This window comes from Amycolatopsis sp. NPDC004772 (genome assembly GCF_053601215.1).
Genome location: NZ_JBSGBK010000005.1, coordinates 132,768 through 147,852, shown reverse-complemented (window position 1 = coordinate 147,852; position 15,085 = coordinate 132,768). Strand labels below are relative to the sequence as shown.

The following is a 15,085-nucleotide window of genomic DNA, read 5'->3' as shown; positions in this document are numbered from 1 at the left end:
ATGTGCACCGCACCCTGATGAACGCCAAGATCCACCGCGCCACCGTCACCCAGGCCGACCTGCACTACGTCGGCTCGCTGACCATCGACGCGGACCTGATGGCCGCCGCGGACATCGTCGAGGGGGAGCAGGTCCAGGTCGTCGACATCACCAACGGCGCCCGGCTGGAGACCTACGCCATCACCGGCGAGCCCGGGTCCGGGGTGATCGGCGTCAACGGCGCCGCGGCGCACCTCGTGCACCCCGGCGACCTCGTCATCATCATCACCTACGCGCAGGTGGAGGAGGCCGAGCGCGCCGGGCACCGGCCGCGGGTGGTGCACGTCGACGCGGACAACCGGCAGGTCCACCTCGGACACGACCCCGCCGAACCGGTGCCGGGAGCGGAAGCGCAGCTTTCGGGCCGTGGGCGCTGACACAGTTGCTTTTGCGAGGCTTACCTAAATAAGGTATGCCTAAGTTACTGGTCTGCGAGAGGTGCTCATGTCCTTGTTCCCAGCCGCCGGGCTCAGCCGGCGTGGTTTCCTGATCGGCGCGGGCGGCGTCGCGGCTGCCGCGGCCCTCACCGCGTGCGGCAGCGGCGACGACAAGCAGGCGGCCGGCGCCTCCGGCCCGTGGGAGTTCACCGACGACCGCGGCCAGAAGGCCGCGCGCGACCAGCGTCCGGCGCGGGTGGTGGCCTACGCCAGCTCGGCCGCCGCGCTGTGGGACTACGGCGTCCGCCCGGTCGGCGTGTTCGGCCCGCAGAAGAAGGCCGACGGCGGCAAGGAGATCCAGGCCGGCAACATCGACCTCAACGCCGTCACCTCGATCGGCAACGCCTGGGACGACTTCAGCATGGAGAAGTTCGCCGCGCTGAAGCCGGACCTGGTCGTCACCGGCCTGACCGGCACCAAGCCGACGGACATGTGGGTGCTCACCGACGACCTCGGCCCCAAGGTGCAGCAGGTCGCGCCGATCGTCGCGCTCTCGGAGTACAAGGTCACGCTGCCCAAGGTGATCGAGCGCTACTCGCAGCTGGCCGTTGCGCTGGGCGGCGACGCGAACTCGGAAACCATGAAGAAGGCCAAGGAGGACTTCGACAAGGCGTCCGAAGACCTGCGCGCGGCGGCCAAGGAAAAGGCCGGCCTCAAGGTCCTGGTGCTCTACGGCGACAAGGACGGCCTGTACATCGCGAAGCCGGACTTCTTCGCCGACCTCGCGTACTACCGCGAGCTCGGCCTGGACATCGTCTCCGGCGGCGGCAGCGAGGACTACTGGGAGCAGCTGTCCTGGGAGCAGGCGGGCAAGTACCCGGCCGACCTGATCCTGACCGACTCGCGTTCGTACGCGCTGCCGCGGGCCCAGATGACGCAGTTCCCCACCTGGAACCAGCTGCCCGCGGTCAAGGCGAACCAGCTCGGCGACTGGTCGGCCGAGCCGCGCTTCAACCACCTGCTCGCCACGCCGGTCATCCAGCAGCTGACCGCGCTGGTGAAGGGTGCCCGCACGGACATCACCGCCTGAGGAGGCCCGCGATGACCAACCCGTTCGAAGACCCGTCGGCGACGTACCTGGTCCTGGTGAACGCCGAGAACCAGCACAGCCTGTGGCCGGAGTTCGCGGACGTCCCGGCCGGCTGGACGGTCGCCTTCGGCCCGTCGTCCCGCCAGGAGTGCCTGGACCACGTGGAAGCGAACTGGACGGACATGCGCCCGAAGTCCCTGGCCGACGCCATGGACGCCTGACCACCCTCCAGCACGGCACGCCGGAAGCCCATTCGGCTTCCGGCGTGCCGTCCATTCAGCCCTGGCGCATTCAATTCGGTATCCCCCGGTCTGTCCGGATCGCTATCGTCCGCCGGGTGAAAATCACTTCGCGCATCTTCGCCGTCATCGCGGCCGCAGCGGCACTGGGATGGGGAGTCACCGCTCCCGCGATGGCCGAAACCAATCAGACGCTCGAAATCAAGAACGTCGCCCTGGGCAAATGCCTCGGTGTCGGGGCGCCGACCTATGCCTGGCTGACGGTGGAAACCTGCACCGGGGCGCAAACCCAGCAGTGGGAGCGGATTCCGGTGGACGGGGACAAGGTGATCCTCCGCAACCTCGGTGACCGCACCTGCGTCAAGGGGATGAACAATGTCGTCCGCTTCGAATGCGACGACGAGGACGAAGACCAGTACTGGGTGCTCGGCGGCGAGAAGCTGACGCACGCCAAGACGGGCCGGGTGGCCGACACCGTCCTGTACGACAACTTCGGCGTGTTCCTGAACGACGCGGGCCGCAGCGACTACCAGCGGTGGCAGGTCAGGGTCACCGGGACCGCGCCGGCCCCGCCGCCGGACACCACCGGCCAGGTCGTCCAGGTCAAGAGCGTGTCGGAGCGCAAGTGCGCCGAGGCCAGTGGCACCGCCGTGAAGCAGGCCGACTGCGCCGCCGCGGTGGCACAGAAGTTCCAGCGGGTCGAGCTCGGCGAAGGCGTGACCCAGCTGCGCAACCTCGCGACCGGCACCTGCCTGCGCACCGGGTCGTCCGGATCGCCCCGCGTCGACCTGGTGAGTGCCTGTGCCGCGGACGACCCGGCGCAGCAGTGGCGGATCGAGCCGGACCTGATCGGCACGGTCCGGGTGCGCAACGTCGCCAGCGGCAATTACCTCATTCCGAGCGGAAGCGGCACCATCTCGACCTCCGCGCGCACGTCCCTGGCGAACTGGCAGAAGTGGAGCCTGACCGCCGCCTGATCCGACCCGCGGTGCCGGCCGGGGCCGGCCGGCACCGGCGTCAGGCGCGCTGCCCGGACCAGGCCGCCCACAGCTTCGCGTACCGGCCGCCGGCGGCGACCAGGTCGTCGTGGGTTCCGGACTCCACGACCGCACCCTCGTCGAGGACCACGATCCGGTCGGACGCCGCCGCCTGGGTGAGGCGGTGGGCCACCACCAGCGCCGTGCGTCCCTCCAGGGCCGCCGCGGCCGCCGACTCCAGGACCTTCGAGCCCGCGCTGCCCGCCTCCGCCGTGGCCTCGTCGAGGATCGCGATCGGCGGGTCCGCCAGCACCAGCCGTACCAGCGCCAATTGCTGCGCCTGCGTCACCGTCAGCTGGTGACCGCCTTCGCCGACGACCGTCGCCAGCCCGTCCGGCAGCGACGAGACCCACGTCAGCGCCCCCACCTTGGCCAGCGCCTCCCGCAGTTCGGCGTCCGTCGCCTCCGGGCGGGCCAGCCGCAGGTCGTCGGCCAGCGTCCCCGCGAAGACGTGGACCTCCTGGCTGATCAGCCCGACGGTCCGCCGGGTGGCTTCCGGCCCCAGCTCGTCCAAGGACACGCCGCCGAGCGTCACCGAGCCCGCGTCCGGGCGGTGGATGCCGGCGATCAGCTTGGCCAGCGTCGTCTTCCCGGCTCCGCTCGCGCCGACCAGCGCCACCCGTTCCCCGGGCGCGACGCCGAGGTCGACGTCGCGCAGCACCGGGTGTCCGTCCACATAGGAGTAACCGATCCCCGCCGTCTTCACCGAAGCGTCGACCGGCCGGGACGGCTGCGCGGGGGAGGCTTCGGCGGGCAGATCCGCGACGCCGATCAGCCGCGCGAGGCTGGCCGCGGCCGCCTGCGCGTCGTCGACCAGCGCCAGCGCCGTCGTGATCGGCCCGAACAGGCTGTGGAAGTACAGGGCCGCGGCCGTCGCGACACCGACGGTCACCGCGTCCGCGCCCACCAGCACGAACCCGAGCGCCAGCACGGCCGACAGCCCGATGAACTCCGCCAGGTTGAGCCGCGCGTAGAACCGCGTGACCAGGCGGATGCCCTGCAGCGCCAGCGACACCGCCGCGTCGGACCGCTCGCGGACCCGGTTCAGGTGCGTGTCCGCGAGCCGGAACGCCCGGACCGTCTTCGCGCCGCCGATGGTGTCCAGCAGCTGCTGCTGTTGCGTCCCGACCGCCTCGCGCTGCGCGGCGTACAACGGCTTCGCGCGCGGCACGTACCAGCGCACGGTCCACAGCTGGACCGGCACGGCCAGGAGCGCGGCCAGCAGGAACCGCCAGTCCAGCACGGCCAGCGCCCCGAGGGTCAGCACGACCGTCAGCACCGACCGGCCCAGCTCGGGCAGGGCCTGCCGGACGCCCTCGGCGACCACCGAGACGTCGTTCGTCACGCGGGCGGTGAGGTCGCCGGACCCGGCGCGTTCGAGCTGTTCGAGCGGCAGGCCGAGGGCGCGTTCGACGAACCGTTCGCGCAGCTCGGCCAGGATCGTCTCGCCCAGCCGCGCCACCAGCGACACGCCGATCGCCGTCGCCACTGCCTGCGCCACCGCGACGAGCACCAGCCCCACCACCGGCGTGACGAGTTCCGCGGCCGGGCGGTGCGTCGCGACCAGGTCGACGACCCGGCCGAGCAGCGGCGCGGTCAGCAGGCCGATCGCCGTGGCCGCGAACAGCATCGTGAACGCGGCCGCCGCGTGGCCCTTCGCCCGGCCGATGAGCTCGCCGAGGACGGCGCGGATCCGCCGTCCGTCGGCCACGGGCAGGAGTTCGCGGGTCATGACAGCACCGCCGCTCGGTAGTCGGGACGGCCGGCCAGCTCGGCGTGACTGCCTTCGCCCGCGACCCGCCCGTCGTCGAGCAGGACGACGCGGTCGGTGGCGGCCAGCAGCGCCGGGCTGGTGGTGACGAGGATGGTGGTGCGGCCGCGCCGCAGGCCGGCGAGCCCCGCGGCGATCCGGGCCTCGGTGACGGTGTCGACGGCGGTCGTCGGGTCGTGCAGCACCAGCACCGGCGCGTCGGCGGCGAGCGCCCGGGCGAGCGCGACCCGCTGCCGCTGCCCGCCCGAGAGCGACCGCCCGCGTTCGGTGACGGCGGTCGCGACGCCGTCGGGCAGCGCGCTCGCCACCTCGTCCACGGCGGCCGCGGTCATCGCTTCGGCGGTCTTCGGGCCGGTCTCGATGTTCTCGGCGACCGTGCCGGCGAACAGGTCCGCGTCGTGCGCGGCGACCAGCACCACCTCGCGCACCCGACTCGGGTCCACAGTGGACAGGTCCACCGAGTCGACCGAGACCGAGCCGCCCGCGGGATCGGCGGCGCGGCCCAGGCAGTCGAGGAGGTCCGTCGCGGCGGCCGGGTCGGTGGCCACCACGCCGAGCAGCTCGCCCGGCCGTACTTCGAAGCCGACGTCCCGCAGGGCACCGCGGTTCAGCGCGGACAGCTTGACGTGCCCGGCCGCCGGCACCGGCAGCGTCGCGTCCCCGGCGCCGACGGCGGGCGGCGCGTTCAGCACGTCGGCGATGCGGGCGGCCGACGCGCGGCCCTGCGCGAGTTCGCCGTTGACCCACGAGAAGATCGAGAACGGCGTGATCAGGTACTGCGCGAGCCCGACCGCGGCGACCAGGTCGCCGACGCTGATCTCACCCGCCGCGGCGAGGTTGCCGCCGACCAGGGCGACCACGGCGATGAAGATGCCGGTGAGCGCCAGCAGCGCGCCGTTGTGCCAGGCCTGGGCGCGGGCCGCGCGCAGGGTCGCCCGCAGCGAGTCCTGGCTGGTCCGGCGGTAGCGGTCGACGGCGGCGCGTTCGGCGCCGACGCCCTTCAGCACCCGCAGCCCGGCGACGAGGTCGGTGGCGACGCCCGAGGCGAACGCCGAGCGCTCCTGCTCGGCTTCGCTGCGGCGCTCCAGGGGCTTGCCGATGAGGTGCGCGAGATACAGCATCGGCGGCGTGCCCAGCAGCACGAGCAGGCCGAGCGGCAGCGACATGGTGAGCAGCGCGACGGCGCTGACCAGCAGCCCGGCCAGGCCGGCGACGCCGAAGGGGAGGACGCCGTTGACGGTGCCGACGCGCTTGGCGTCCGACGTCCCGATGCTCACCAGCTCCCCGGCGAGCGTGCCGGAATCGGCGACGCCGCCGGGGTGCAGCACGCGGCGACCGACGTCGAGGCGCAGGTCGTGGGCCGCGCGCTCGGCGGCCCGTTCGCCGAAGCGGGCTCCGAGCCGGTAGCTGGTGGACAGCGCGGCGAAGAGCACGCCCAGGACGGCCAGCCAGCTCAGCAGCGTGCCGATCGAGCCGCCCGCGACGGCCTGGTCGATGACCACGCCGATCACCACCGGGACCAGTGCTTCGCCGCCTTGGTGGGCCGCGGTCAGCAGCGCGGCGAGCGCCACCGATCGTCGTTGCCCGGCGATCGACCGGCGGAGGACCTGCCGTCCCGTCGTGCGCACCCGCGCCTCCCTCTCCAGAGCTGGGATAGGTAAGGCTAGTCTAAGTAAAGGAGTTACGGGAAAACGGTCGGCTTCGTCTCATTGCGCGATTCGGTCGCCGGTTCGCCGAACCGGGCCAGCGCGAGCGCGGCCGGCACGGCGAGGGCGAACCCGGCGACGGCGACGAGCGCGAAGCCGGGCCGGGTGCGGTCGCCGAGGGCGAGCACGCCGACCAGGGACGGGAAGACCGTCTCGCCGAGCACCATCATCGCGGTCGAAGTCGTGACGCTGCCGCGCTGCAACGCCGTCGCGTAGAACAGCATCGCCATCCCGCCGGCGATCGCGACGGTGTAGGTGGCCAGGTCGGTGAGCAGGTCGAGCGGGGCGAGGCTGGGGATGATCCGGCCGGCGATGGCGACGACGCCGAAGCACAGGCCGGCGACGAGTCCGAGCGCCGGGGTCCGGATCCGGCGGCTCGCCTTGCCCGCGGCGATCCCGGCCACGGCGAGCACGGCGACCGCGCCCACCAGGCCGAGGCGGAAGCCGAGCCCGACGGGGTCCGAGCCCTCGCTTTCGGCGGCGGTGCCGAGCAGGGCAAGCCCGGCGCACACGACCACGACGGCCGCCCACTCCTTCTTGCCGAGCCGCACGCCGAGGAACCGCGCGGCGACGGCGGTCACGGCGAGGCTCGCGGCCAGCGCGGCCTGAACGACGAACAGGGGCAGGACGTGCAGGGCCGCGATCTGCGCGACGAACCCGAGGACGTCGAGGGAGAGGCCGAGCACGAACTTCCACTGGCCGAGCACGCGGACCAGCAGTTTGGGGTCGACGCCGTCGGCCCCGGTGTCGGTCGCGCGGGCGGCGACCGACTGCATCACCGAAGCCACGCCGTACGCGCATGCCGCGCCGAGGGCGCAGAGCAGTCCCCACCACATGCCGGTCACTCTATTTTGTCGGACCCGTGGGGTACGGTGCGGCTATGTCGAACACGAGTTCGAAGACGCACCGCCAGTGGCCCGCCCCGCTGGCGGCCGACGAGCTGCGTCTGCTGCTGGACTTCCTGCAGTTCCTCCGCGCGACGGCGGTGAACAAGCTGGCGGGGCTGACGGCGGTGCAGGCCTCGGCGACCCCGTTGCCCGCGTCGCCCCGGATGAGTGCGCTGGGGGTGGTGAAGCACCTGACGGCGGTCGAGCGCTGGTGGCTGGCGATCGAGGCGGGCGGGGCGGACCTGCCCTCGCTGTGGGCGGGCAGCCCGGACCCGAGCTGGGACGTCGGCCCGGACGACACGCCGGCCGCGGTGGTGGCGGCGTACAAGGCGGAGTGGGCACGGGTGGAGAAGGCGCTACGCGGGCTGGGCCCGGACGACCGGACACGGCGGCGGTCGGAGTTCACGGTGCGCTGGGTGGTGGCGCACGTCGTGCAGGAGACGGCGCGGCACGTGGGGCACCTGGACGTGCTGCGCGAACTGGCCGACGGAGAGGTGGGGGAGTGATCCGACGGTGAGGTGGCGGAGCGATCCGCGCGGGAAATCCGGGTGACAGGCGCGGCTATCCTGGACCCGTGGCCGTCGTTGCGGAATACCGCCGATTTACCGGCCCCCTGGCCCGTTCCGGGCGCCAGCGGGGGTCCGGTGCCATGACCGCAGCCTGAACCGCCGCCGGGTGTCCGGGCCAGGGGGACCCACGTCCTCAGCCGTCCCGAGCCCGGAGGTTCCGTCATGCCCGAAACACTCACCCCCGCCCAGCTCGCGCGCGATCTCGCCGTCCGCGACCTCACCGACCCGGCCGGCGGCCCCCATGCCGTCCGGCTCGTCGTCGACCAGGCCGTCGAGGCGCTCGCCGGCCGGTGGCCGTGCGCTGTCCGGCGATGGCCGGGCGAGCGCATCGTCACCGTGGCCGACAACTACGACAACCTCGGCTACGACCCGGCCGACGTCACGCGCGACGCCCGTTACACCCGGTACGTCGACACCGAGCACGTCCTGCGCAGCCACGCCACCGCCCTCGTCCCCGCCGCGCTGCGAGACCTGGCCGCGAACCCGGCCGACGACGTCCTGCTCGTGTGTCCCGGCCTCGTCTACCGCCGCGACAGCATCGACCGGCTGCACAGCGGCACGCCGCACCAGCTCGACCTCTGGCGGATCGTCCGCGGGACCGTCACCCGGGCCGACCTCGAGGACATGGTCGCCGCCCTCGTGCCGGGCCTGCGGTGGCGGCTCGAACCGCGCCGCCATCCGTACACAGTGGACGGTGCGCAGCTCGACGTCGAGCACGACGGGCGCTGGGTCGAGGTCGCCGAGTGCGGCCTCGCCCACCCCGCCGTCCTCGCGCGGGCGGGGCTCAGGGACGGCTGGTCCGGCCTGGCACTCGGCCTGGGTCTCGACCGGATGGTCATGCTGCGCAAGGGCATCCCGGACATCCGGCTGCTGCGCTCCACCGAGCCGGCCGTCGCCGCCCAGCTGACGGACCTCGCGCCCTACCGGCCGGTCTCCGCGCTGCCGCCGGTGCGCCGCGACCTGTCGATCGCGGTCCCGGCCGACGACCGCGCCGAAGACCTCGGCGACCGCGTCCGCGACGCCCTCGGCGAAGACGCCGACGTCGTCGAGTCGGTCGAGATCCGGCAGGAGACGCCGTACGCCCGGCTGCCGGCGCAGGCCCGGGCCCGCCTCGGCGCGACGCCGGACCAGAAGAACCTGCTCGTCCGCCTGGTGCTCCGACCGCTGGACCGGACGCTGTCCGACCACGAGGCGAACGTCCTCCGGGATCGGGCCTACGCCGCCCTGCACCGGGGGAGCGGCCACCAGTGGGCCGGGCTCACCGGAGGACGCGATAGCGCAGGTGCGTGATCGAGGCCGTGGCCCGCGCGTCGATCTGCTCGAGGTTCAGCCGCGGGACGCCGTCGAAGAGCCGGACGCCGTCGCCGAGGGTGTACGGCGCGACGTGCAGCCGGAGCTCGTCGATCAAGCCGGCGGCGAGGTACTGGTTGACGGTGGTCGCGCCGCCGTGGACGGAGATCCCGCCGTCGCCGGCCGCCTCGCGGGCGCGGGCCATCGCGGCCTCGATGCCGTCGGTGACGAAGTGGAACGTGGTGCCGCCCGCCATCGGCTGCGGCTCGCGCGGGTGGTGGGTGAGCACGAACACCGGGCCGTGGTACGGCGGGTTGTCGCCCCACCACCCCGTCCACGGCCGGTCCCACTCGCCGCGCACCGGGCCGAACATGTTGCGCCCCATGATGAACGCCTTCGCCGTCAGCATCCGGTCGAACTCGGCGGGGTGCTGGTCGCGGCCTTCGCCGTACCAGGCGTGCAGCTTGTCGCCCCAGCCGTCGCCGCCGTCGTCGCCGAAGGGGCGCTGCTCGGTCTGGTGGTGCCCGGCGGCGTAGCCGTCGAGGGTGATCGTGAGGTCGCAGGTCACCTTGCCGGTCATGTCCGTGTCCTCCTCGGTCGGCTGTTCCGGCGCCCAGGATGGCGCAGGGCGTCACATGACGTCCAATGCCAATCGAGCCGACGAACCATTGATATTCTCGATGAATGCTGAACCTGGTCCAGCTCAAGGTCCTGGCCGCGGTGGCCCGTCACGGGTCGGTGACCGAAGCGGCCCGGGAACTCCACTATTCGCAGCCGTCGGTCAGCCACCACCTGGCCCGCCTGGAAGCGGCCACCGGCGCCCGGCTCGTGCAGCGGGCCGGCCGCGGGATCCGCCTGACGCCGGAAGGCCGCCTGCTGGCCGACCGCGCCGCCGAAATCGCCGGACGCGTGGCCGCGGCGGCCGAAGAACTGGCCGCGCAGGTCGGCCTGCGGTCCGGGCGCGTCCGGCTGGCCGCCAACGCCTCGGCGCTGTGCACCCTCGTGCCGCGGGCGGCCGCGTCGCTGGCGGAGGCGCACCCGGGGCTCGAGCTGAGCCTGTTCGACCGGCATCCCGTCGAAGCACTGGACATGCTGCGCCGGGGAGAACTCGACGTCGCCCTCGTCTTCCAGCTCGCGGACGCCCCGGCCGAGGAGGACGGGGTCCGGTTCCGCCACCTCGCCGACGACCCGATCCACCTGATCAGCCGCCGGCCCGACGACAGCCTCGCCAGCCACCGCGACGCGGCCTGGATCGGCGGCTGCGACCGGTGCCGCGCGGAGCTGACGGCCGTCTGCGCGCAGGTGGGGTTCGTCCCGCGCCTCGGCACGTCCAGCGACGACATGGTCGTGGTGCAGTCCTTGGTCGCGGCTGGTCTCGGAGTCGCGATCCTGCCCGGGCTGGCGTTGCAGGCGCACCGCAATCCGGAAATCCACGCGACCGCAATCCCGGGCGTCCACCGAGGCATCCACGCGGCCACCTACGGCGACCCGCCGGACCCGCCCGCGGTGGCCGCCGTCCTGGCCGCTCTCACCCAGGCCGCCGCTGCGGGGCCCGTAGGGTGTCCGGCATGACTGATCGGCTCTACTTCCGGCAGCTGCTCGCCGGCCGTGACTTCGCCGTCGGGGATCCCGTGGCGACGCAGATGGTGAACTTCGCCTACCTCATCGGCGACCGCGAGACCCAGGACGCCGTCATCGTCGATCCCGCCTACGCCGTGCGGGATCTGCTCGACGTCCTGGCGCAGGACGGGATGCGGCTCACCGGGGTGCTGGCCACCCACCACCACCCCGACCACGTCGGCGGCGAGATGCTCGGCTTCTCCCTGCCCGGCATCGCCGAACTGCTCGCCGTCGAGCAGGTGCCGATCCACGTCAACGGCGCCGAAACCGAATGGGTCAAGCGGGTCACCGGTGTCTCCGGCACCGATCTGCGCGCCCACGACCACGACGACGTCCTCGAGGTCGGGGCGATCCCGATCCGGTTGCTGCACACGCCCGGGCACACGCCGGGCAGCCAGTGCTTCCTGGTCGAGGACAAGCTCGTCTCCGGCGACACGCTCTTCCTGGAAGGCTGTGGCCGCACCGACTTCCCCGGCGGTGACGCCGAGGAGATCTACCGCAGCCTGCAAGCGCTCGCCGGCCTGGCCGGTGACCCGGTCGTCTACCCCGGGCACCAGTACTCGGCCGAGCCGTCCGCCGCGCTGTCCGAAGTCAAGCGCAGCAACTTCGTCTACCGGCCGCGGTCGCTCGACGAATGGAAGGTCATGTTCGGCGGCTGAGCCAAGTCGTTCCACGGGCTGAAACACCGGGAGTTCACGGAGTGGGCGCCGATTGACTTCCCCTCCCGGGGACCCGATGGTCGGGACCACGCAACCCCGACCGTCCCCCGGGAGAAATCCGTGTCGATTTCCACCACGGGCGTGCTCGCGCACGCCCGGAAGCGCGCCGCCGGGCCGCCGCGCACCGCCGTGCGGCGGCGGCCCGATCTGCGGCGCTGGATCAGCCCGGTGGTGCTGCTCGCCGCCTGGCAGCTCGCCAGCGCCACCGGTGTCCTGCCCTCCGACAAACTCAGTGCACCGTGGACGGTCGTGCAGGCCGGCGTCGAGGCCGCCCGCAGCGGCGAACTCGGTGACGCCTTCGCCGTTTCGCTCGGCCGGGTCGGCGCCGGCTTCGCGCTCGGCGCCGTCGCCGGTGTCCTGCTCGGCATCGTCTCCGGGTTGTCGCGCTGGGGTGAAGCCCTGGTCGACCCGCCGGTCCAGATGCTGCGCACGCTGCCGTTCCTCGGCCTGATCCCGCTGTTCATCCTGTGGTTCGGGATCGGCGAAGAGACGAAGATCGTGCTGGTCGCCCTCGGCGTGGCCTTCCCGCTCTACCTCAACGTCCATTCGGGAATCCGCGGCGCCGATCCGGCGCTGGTCGAAGCCTCCCGGGCGCTCGGGTTCAGCCGCCCGGAACGGCTGTGGCACGTCGTCCTGCCCGGCGCGCTGCCCCAAACCCTCGTCGGGCTGCGGCAGTCGCTCGGCCTGGCCTGGCTCGCGCTGATCGTCGGCGAGACCGTCAACGCCGATGCCGGGGTCGGTTACCTCATCAACAACGCCCGGGAATTCCTGCGCACCGACGTCGTGGTCGTGGGGCTGGTCCTGTACGCCCTGCTCGGCCTGGTCACCGACGCGCTGGTCCGGCTGCTGGAACGGAAGGTGCTGCGGTGGCGAACCCGGTAGCGCAGGTCCGCGGTCTGACCAAGCGGTTCGGCGACCGGACCGTCCTCTCCGGCCTCGACCTGACCGTCGGCCGCGGCGAGTTCGTCGCCCTGCTCGGCCGCAGCGGGTCCGGCAAGTCGACGCTGCTGCGGGTGCTCGCCGGCCTGGATTCCGACGTCGAAGGCGGCGTGGACGTCACCGGCACCGTTTCGGTCGCGTTCCAGCAGCCGAGATTGCTGCCGTGGCGGAAGGTCTGGCGCAACGTCGTGCTCGGACTGCGCCAGGACGGCGTCACGAAGTCCCGCAACCGGGCGCTCGCCGAGAAGGCGCTGGCCGAGGTGCACCTGGCCGAGCACGCCGACGACTGGCCGCTCACGCTGTCCGGCGGCGAGGCCCAGCGCGTTTCGCTGGCCCGCGCGCTCGTGCGGGAGCCGGACTTGCTGCTGCTCGACGAGCCGTTCGGCGCCCTCGACGCACTCACCCGGATCTCCATGCACGGCCTCGTCCAGGACCTCTGGCGGCGGCACCGGCCGGGTGTGCTGCTGGTGACCCACGACGTCGACGAAGCCCTGCGGCTCGCCGACCGCGTCCTGGTGCTCGACGGCGGCCGGATCGTGGCCGCGCACCGGCCGCGCGAAGCCGCCGACCACGACACCCTCCGCCGCCGCGTGCTGGCCGACCTGGGAGTGACCGAAGATGCTGTGGCGTAAGGGAATCATCGTGGTCGCGGCGGCCCTCGTGGTCTCCGCCTGCGGGACGGCGACCAGCGGGGAAGCGCCCGTGCCCGCCTCGGTGAGCGCGGCCGACCTGGCGAAGGTGACGCTCAAGGTCGGCGACCAGAAGGGCGGCGTCAAGTCCCTGCTCACCGCCGCGAACCTGCTGCAGGGGGCGCCGTACCAGATCGAGTGGGCCACGTTCACCTCCGGCCCGCCGCTGCTCGAAGCCGCCTCGGCCGGCGCGATCGACACCGGGCGCGTCGGCAACACGCCGCCGATCTTCGCCGCCGCCGCGAAGGCGAAGATCAAGGTGATCAGCGTCTCGCGCAGCAATGTCGAGCGGGAAGCCCTCCTCGTCCCGCCGGACTCGCCGCTGCAGAACGTCGCTTCGCTGAAGGGCAAGACGATCGGCGTCGCCAAGGGCTCCTCGGCGCACGGGCAGCTCCTGAACACCCTGCACAACAACGGATTGTCCACAAAGGACGTCAAACTGAGCTTCCTGCAGCCGTCGGAGGCCTACGCCGCGTTCACGCAGCACACCATCGACGCCTGGGCGATCTGGGACCCCTACACCGCCCAGGCGCAGATCGAAGCCCACGCGCGGGTGCTGGCCGACGGCCGGGGCGCGTCGAACGGCCTCGGCTTCCTGACCGCGAGCACCGCCGCGCTCGGCGATCCCGGCAAGAACTCCGCCCTGCGGGACTTCGCCGTGCGCGTGGTCAAGGCGCAGAAGTGGGCCGACACGCACCGCGAAGTGTGGGCGCAGGCGTGGGCCAAGGAGACCGGGCTGAAGCTCGAAGTCGCGCGGAAGGCCGTCGAAGCGGGCCGTGACCTGCCGATCGTGCTGGACGACTCGGTGGTGGCGTCCGAACAGCAGCTCGCGGACGCCTTCACCGACGAGAAGACTCTGCCGGGCAAGGTGGACTTCGCCGCCTTCGTCGACCGGCGGTTCGGTCCCGACCTGGACCAGGCGAGGAGCAACGGATGAGCATCAGGCTGCACTGGTTCCTGCCCACCAGCGGCGACGGCCGCACGATCGTGGAACGCTTCCACGCCAACCGGTCCGCGGGCCCGGCCGCCCAGCGCGACCCGGACCTCGACTACCTGGCCCAGGTCGCCCGCGCGGCCGAGCGGCAGGGCTTCGAAGGCGTCCTGACGCCGACGGGCACGTGGTGCGAGGACGCGTGGCTCACCACGGCCGCGCTGATCCGGGAGACGACCCGGCTGAAGTTCCTGGTCGCCTTCCGCCCGGGCGTCATCTCGCCGACGCTCGCCGCGCAGATGGCGGGGACGTTCCAGCGCCTGTCCGGCGGACGCGTGCTGCTCAACATCGTCACCGGCGGCGACGCGGTCGAGCAGCGCCGCTTCGGCGACTGGCACGACCACGACGCCCGGTACGCCCGCACCGACGAGTTCCTGACCATCGTCCGCGGCGTCTGGTCCGGCGAGCCGTTCAGCTTCGCCGGCGAGCACCTGCGGGTCGAAGGCGCGACGACGCCGGCCGCACCGGACCCGGTGCCGCCGATCTACTTCGGCGGCTCGTCCCCGGCCGCGCTGCCGGTCGCGGCGCGCCACGCCGACGTCTACCTGACCTGGGGCGAGCCGCCCGCGCAGGTCGCCGAGAAGATCGGCAAGGTGCGCGAACTGGCCGGGGACCGGCCGATCCGGTTCGGCGTCCGGCTGCACACGATCTCGCGCGACACCTCGGCCGAGGCCTGGGCGGAGGCGCAGAAGCTGCTCGACGCGCTGAGCCCCGAGCAGGTCGCCAAGGCGCAGGCCCAGCTGGCGGCGAGCGAGTCGGTCGGGCAGCAGCGGATGGTCGCGCTGCACGGCGGCCGGACCGACGGCGGCGTCCGCGGGCTGGAGATCCACCCGCACCTGTGGGCCGGCGTCGGCCTGGTCCGCGGCGGCGCGGGGACCGCGCTGGTCGGCAGCCACGAAGAGGTCGCGGACCTGATCGAGGAGTACCACAGCGTCGGCGTGACCGAGTTCGTGCTGTCGGGCTACCCGCACCTGGAGGAGGCGTACTGGTTCGGCGACGGCGTCCGCCCGGTGCTGGCCCGCCGCGGCCTGCTGGCCGACGTCCCGGCCCTGCATCGGCCGGCGCACCCGGAGCGCAACGTCGCGGCGCTGTAGCTCCTTGGACACGACGCCCCATGCCCGG

The 15,085-nt window shown here is 72.9% G+C and carries 16 protein-coding genes; 12 read left to right on the top strand and 4 right to left on the bottom strand.

What is annotated here, in order from left to right; translation table 11 throughout:
• Positions 1 to 2: 2 nt before the first annotated feature.
• From panD to ACWEF6_RS05330, 4 genes are all read left to right on the top strand, one after another.
• Complete coding sequence (gene panD / locus ACWEF6_RS05345; protein ID WP_449681763.1) at positions 3 to 416, top strand: aspartate 1-decarboxylase; 414 nt, start codon at positions 3 to 5, stop codon at positions 414 to 416.
• A gap of 67 nt (positions 417 to 483) precedes the next feature.
• Positions 484 to 1,506, top strand: a complete 1,023-nt coding sequence (locus tag ACWEF6_RS05340) for an ABC transporter substrate-binding protein (protein WP_449681762.1) — start codon at positions 484 to 486, stop codon at positions 1,504 to 1,506.
• 11 nt (positions 1,507 to 1,517) lie between these two features.
• A complete protein-coding gene (locus tag ACWEF6_RS05335; RefSeq protein ID WP_191306322.1) occupies positions 1,518 to 1,727 on the top strand; it encodes an MbtH family protein in 210 nt (69 codons plus the stop codon).
• A 44-nt stretch (positions 1,728 to 1,771) separates the two neighbouring features.
• The gene (locus tag ACWEF6_RS05330) at positions 1,772 to 2,722 is read left to right on the top strand and encodes an RICIN domain-containing protein (RefSeq protein ID WP_449681761.1); all 951 of its coding nucleotides are present in this window, start codon (positions 1,772 to 1,774) and stop codon (positions 2,720 to 2,722) included.
• 40 nt (positions 2,723 to 2,762) lie between these two features.
• On the opposite strand, the gene ACWEF6_RS05325 is transcribed toward ACWEF6_RS05330, so the two are convergent.
• Genes ACWEF6_RS05325 through ACWEF6_RS05315 form a run of 3 tightly spaced genes read right to left on the bottom strand, consistent with a single transcriptional unit; the run spans position 2,763 to position 7,095 of the window.
• Positions 2,763 to 4,514, bottom strand: a complete 1,752-nt coding sequence (locus ACWEF6_RS05325; protein WP_449681760.1) for an ABC transporter ATP-binding protein — start codon at positions 4,512 to 4,514, stop codon at positions 2,763 to 2,765.
• Entirely contained in the window at positions 4,511 to 6,181 is a 1,671-nt protein-coding gene (locus ACWEF6_RS05320; RefSeq protein WP_449681759.1) for an ABC transporter ATP-binding protein, read from the bottom strand. The genes ACWEF6_RS05325 and ACWEF6_RS05320 overlap by 4 nt, the downstream gene beginning before the upstream one ends.
• A gap of 53 nt (positions 6,182 to 6,234) precedes the next feature.
• Positions 6,235 to 7,095: a hypothetical protein gene (locus tag ACWEF6_RS05315; RefSeq protein ID WP_449681758.1), complete on the bottom strand. Its 861-nt coding sequence runs from the start codon at positions 7,093 to 7,095 to the stop codon at positions 6,235 to 6,237.
• Between the two features lie 44 nt (positions 7,096 to 7,139).
• Here ACWEF6_RS05315 and ACWEF6_RS05310 point away from each other — a divergent pair, with 44 nt between their 5' ends.
• Together ACWEF6_RS05310 and srmL are read left to right on the top strand one after the other, a co-directional pair.
• The gene (locus tag ACWEF6_RS05310) at positions 7,140 to 7,652 is read left to right on the top strand and encodes a DinB family protein (protein WP_449681757.1); all 513 of its coding nucleotides are present in this window, start codon (positions 7,140 to 7,142) and stop codon (positions 7,650 to 7,652) included.
• A gap of 225 nt (positions 7,653 to 7,877) precedes the next feature.
• Positions 7,878 to 9,005 (top strand): PheS-related mystery ligase SrmL, encoded by a 1,128-nt coding sequence (srmL, locus tag ACWEF6_RS05305; RefSeq protein ID WP_449681756.1) that lies wholly within the window; start codon positions 7,878 to 7,880, stop codon positions 9,003 to 9,005.
• On the opposite strand, the gene ACWEF6_RS05300 is transcribed toward srmL, so the two are convergent.
• Complete coding sequence (locus tag ACWEF6_RS05300; protein WP_449681755.1) at positions 8,974 to 9,585, bottom strand: dihydrofolate reductase family protein; 612 nt, start codon at positions 9,583 to 9,585, stop codon at positions 8,974 to 8,976. The two genes, srmL and ACWEF6_RS05300, sit on opposite strands and share 32 nt — an antisense overlap.
• A 104-nt stretch (positions 9,586 to 9,689) precedes the next feature.
• On the opposite strand from ACWEF6_RS05300, the gene ACWEF6_RS05295 reads away from it, so the two are divergent.
• The 6 genes from ACWEF6_RS05295 (at position 9,690) to ACWEF6_RS05270 (ending at position 15,057) form a co-directional block, all read left to right on the top strand.
• Positions 9,690 to 10,577 carry a LysR family transcriptional regulator gene (locus ACWEF6_RS05295; protein WP_449681754.1) on the top strand — a complete coding sequence of 296 codons (888 nt, stop codon included), beginning with the start codon at positions 9,690 to 9,692 and terminating at the stop codon, positions 10,575 to 10,577.
• Complete coding sequence (locus tag ACWEF6_RS05290; protein WP_449681753.1) at positions 10,574 to 11,284, top strand: MBL fold metallo-hydrolase; 711 nt, start codon at positions 10,574 to 10,576, stop codon at positions 11,282 to 11,284. Before ACWEF6_RS05295 ends, ACWEF6_RS05290 begins: the two co-directional genes overlap by 4 nt.
• A 120-nt stretch (positions 11,285 to 11,404) precedes the next feature.
• Complete coding sequence (locus ACWEF6_RS05285) at positions 11,405 to 12,226, top strand: ABC transporter permease (protein ID WP_449681752.1); 822 nt, start codon at positions 11,405 to 11,407, stop codon at positions 12,224 to 12,226.
• A complete protein-coding gene (locus tag ACWEF6_RS05280; protein ID WP_449681751.1) occupies positions 12,211 to 12,915 on the top strand; it encodes an ABC transporter ATP-binding protein in 705 nt (234 codons plus the stop codon). Before ACWEF6_RS05285 ends, ACWEF6_RS05280 begins: the two co-directional genes overlap by 16 nt.
• Complete coding sequence (locus ACWEF6_RS05275; protein WP_449681750.1) at positions 12,902 to 13,909, top strand: ABC transporter substrate-binding protein; 1,008 nt, start codon at positions 12,902 to 12,904, stop codon at positions 13,907 to 13,909. Before ACWEF6_RS05280 ends, ACWEF6_RS05275 begins: the two co-directional genes overlap by 14 nt.
• Positions 13,906 to 15,057: an LLM class flavin-dependent oxidoreductase gene (locus tag ACWEF6_RS05270; RefSeq protein WP_449681749.1), complete on the top strand. Its 1,152-nt coding sequence runs from the start codon at positions 13,906 to 13,908 to the stop codon at positions 15,055 to 15,057. The genes ACWEF6_RS05275 and ACWEF6_RS05270 overlap by 4 nt, the downstream gene beginning before the upstream one ends.
• Positions 15,058 to 15,085: the final 28 nt, after the last annotated feature.